Origin of the sequence: Pedobacter sp., assembly GCF_035566355.1 — a bacterium.
Classification (GTDB): Bacteria; Bacteroidota; Bacteroidia; order Sphingobacteriales; family Sphingobacteriaceae; genus Pedobacter.
Map to the genome: position 1 here is coordinate 1 of NZ_DATMRL010000606.1, position 3,344 is coordinate 3,344.

At 42.0% G+C, this 3,344-nt stretch carries 3 protein-coding genes; all 3 read left to right on the forward strand.

Going from position 1 to position 3,344, the window contains the following annotated elements:
- Positions 1–2,335, forward strand: a 2,335-nt coding sequence (gene topA, locus VNZ46_RS23765; protein WP_325563270.1) for a type I DNA topoisomerase, incomplete at its 5' end; no start/stop codon positions are given.
- An 18-nt stretch (positions 2,336–2,353) separates the two neighbouring features.
- Positions 2,354–2,758: a hypothetical protein gene (locus tag VNZ46_RS23770; protein WP_133778342.1), complete on the forward strand. Its 405-nt coding sequence runs from the start codon at positions 2,354–2,356 to the stop codon at positions 2,756–2,758.
- Positions 2,759–2,814: 56 nt separating this feature from the next.
- A partial coding sequence (locus tag VNZ46_RS23775) for a hypothetical protein (RefSeq protein ID WP_325563273.1) occupies positions 2,815–3,344 on the forward strand: 530 nt, incomplete at its 3' end.

Below are 3,344 nucleotides of genomic sequence, written 5' to 3' on the forward strand. Positions count from 1 at the left end.
GCTCGCATCCGATGAGGACCGCGAGGGAGAAGCCATATCCTGGCACTTATACGAAACACTGGGCCTGAAGGAAAACAAAACCAAACGAATTGTTTTCCATGAGATCACTAAGCCTGCGATCCTCAAAGCTATTGATACCCCAAGAACAATTGACTACAACTTGGTTTTTGCACAGCAGGCCAGACGTGTTTTAGACAGGCTGGTTGGTTTTGAACTTTCACCTGTTTTATGGAAAAAGATCAAACCTTCCCTATCTGCAGGACGCGTACAATCTGTTGCTGTACGTTTAATTGTAGACAGAGAAAGGGAGTATAATAAATTCCAGGCTTCAGCAGCATTTAAAATTACTGCACAATTCACCACTGGCAATGCAAGAGAATTAGTTAAAGCCGAATTGCCGCAAAGATTTGACCATGAAGCAGACGCAGAGCGATTTTTAAAAGACTGTGTAGCAGCATCATTTAGTGTTTCCAGCTTAGAAACCAAGCCGGCCAAAAGAAATCCTGCAGCACCCTTTACCACATCTACACTGCAACAGGAAGCTTCCAGAAAACTGGGCTATTCAGTTTCCAGAACCATGCAGGTTGCACAGAGACTGTATGAAAGTGGTAAAATCACCTATATGCGTACCGATTCAGTGAACCTTTCTGAAACAGCCATCCAGGCAGCGGCAAGTGAAATCAAATCGGCTTACGGCGATAAATATCTTCATACCAGAACATATAAAACGAAATCAGCAGGTGCTCAGGAAGCTCACGAAGCGATCAGACCTACCTATTTTAGTCAGCATACCGTTTCTGGCGACAGTTCTGAACAGAGATTATATGAATTGATCTGGAAGCGCGCAATTGCCTCGCAAATGAGTGAAGCATTGTTTGAAAAAACAACAGCAACTATCGATATCAGCAGCCGTAAAGAAAACCTTGTTGCCGAAGGTGAAGTATTGAAATTTGACGGGTTCTTAAAAGTTTATCTCGAATCAAACGACGACGACGACGAAGATACCGACAACAACAATATGCTGCCGCCTTTAGCTAAAGGACAATCGCTGACGTTAAAAGAAATGAATGCGACAGAACGTTTCTCCCGCCCGCCTTCAAGATATACAGAAGCCAGTCTGGTTAAAAAACTGGAAGAACTAGGTATTGGAAGACCGTCTACCTATGCCCCAACCATTTCAACCATTCAAAACCGAGGTTACGTGGTTAAGGAAGACAGAGAAGGAAAGCAACGGGCCTTTACTTCTATTGTCCTGGCTGGCGGACAGGTAAGTAAACAGTTAAAAACGGAAATGACCGGTGCAGAAAAGGCCAAACTTTTCCCTACAGATATAGGTGAAGTAGTCAACGACTTTTTAGTAGAACACTTTAAAGACATCGTTAACTTTAATTTCACGGCCAAAGTAGAGAAAGAATTCGACGAAATCGCACAGGGTTTACAGGAATGGACAAAAATGCTCCACTCCTTCTATACACCATTTCATCAGGAAGTAGAAACAACCCTTGAAACCGCTGATCGCGCTAACGGCGAGCGTCTGCTGGGCACAGACCCTGTTTCCGGAAAAAATGTATATGCCAAAGTTGGTAAATTTGGCCCATTGGTTCAGATTGGACAAAATGAGGATGAAGAAAAACCTCGTTATGCAAGCCTGCCTAAATCACTTTCTGTGGCCACCATTAGCCTGGAAGATGCTTTAGAGCAATTCAAATTGCCTTTCCAGTTGGAAGACTATCAGGGTAAAGAAGTTTCTGTTGGAGTTGGTCGGTTTGGTCCTTACGTGAAATGGGGCGATACCTTTATCTCCATCCCTAAAAACGAAGACCCACTTTCAGTAGACAGAGACCGTGCCATCGAAATCATCAACGAAAAGATAACTGCAGATGCGCCTGTAGCACATTATCAAAATTTGCCGGTAACCAAAGGAACAGGTCGGTTTGGGCCATTTATTAAATGGAACGACCTATTCATTAACGTTCCTAAAGCTTACAATTTTGATAACCTGAGCGATTCAGATATTGCCGAACTGATCAGCAAAAAAGTTGAAAAAGAAGCCAATAGGTTTATCCAGCAATGGGCGTCTGAAAAAATTGCTATTGAAAACGGTAGATGGGGACCTTTTATCCGTTTTGGAAAGGAAATGCTAAAGCTAAGTAAGAATCCGGCAACAGGCGAAAAATATACACCTGAGGATCTGGCCGATATTCCCCTTGAAGAAGTTAAAAAACTAATTGTAGAGCAAGTTCCGAATGCATTTGAAGCAAAATCAAAGACAGCCGGAAAGAAAAAAGCAGCAGCTAAACCTGCAGCTAAAAAAGCTCCTGCAAAAAAGAAATAATATTAGGCCTAGCTTGTTATGAAGAAAGATCTTCCGGAAAATATTGTAGAAGATGTAGCCATGGCTGTTGTGCTCATGGGCGAAACTCCAGAAACCGAGAGTTGGACCGTCTATTTCATTAACTTGAAAAAGGAGCTGATCACCAACGTGCTGATCAGCTCCAAAGGTTACGGTGAAAAAGACGGTGTAATGGTCAGAACCTCAACACTTCGTCATTTTCTGGGTGATCTGGAACCGATGACGTACGCTGGTGTAGAAGCCATTGACACAGCTGTATTTGGTTTGACCAATGAATATTGGCTGAGTTATTATATTGACGGAACCATCTATGATAAAAAATTCATTTTCCTTCCTGAAAGCATTGTTGATGACAATTTAATTAAGATTCCATTGATCAACAAACCCGGCGTAATGATCAAATAATTTTCTTTCCCCCTTTTTTTTTGGTAATTTCCCTCGCATCTATTAACGAACAGCGTATGAAATTTACCCAGTCTACCCTACTGAGCAAAAACAAACAACGAATCCTGGTCGGCGCCATTGCTTTGGTACTGATCGGAATCGCTTCTTTCTTCATTTTTAAAAAGAAAAAAAGCAACGAAAGTAATCAGGCTTACTCCAAATACATTGAGGCCTATACTTCTGGCACCGTATCTAAAAAAAGTTTCATCCGGATTCGTCTGGCCAGCCAGGTAAAAACAATGGGCACCATCGGAGCACCTGATGACCGTGATCTTTTTGACTTCTCTCCCGGAGTTAAAGGAAAAACTTACTGGATTGACGCCCAAACTGTGGAATTCAGACCAGACGAGCCGCTCCAATCTGGAAAAGTATATACCGGTACCTTTAATCTTTCTAAAGTAACAGACACAGAGAAAGGTCTTGAAGAATTTGATTTTGACTTTAAGATCATTAATCCGGGAATGAATCTCGTACAGAACGGTTTGGTCTCACAAAACAATACCTCTTTAGATTACATGAAATTGAGTGGAGATATCAGCACTTCTGA

Bases quoted from the DNA above. Each gene is read 5' to 3' on its own strand.
- VNZ46_RS23770 (WP_133778342.1), top strand. From the start codon at position 2,354: ATGAAGAAAGATCTTCCGGAAAATATTGTAGAAGATGTAGCCATGGCT.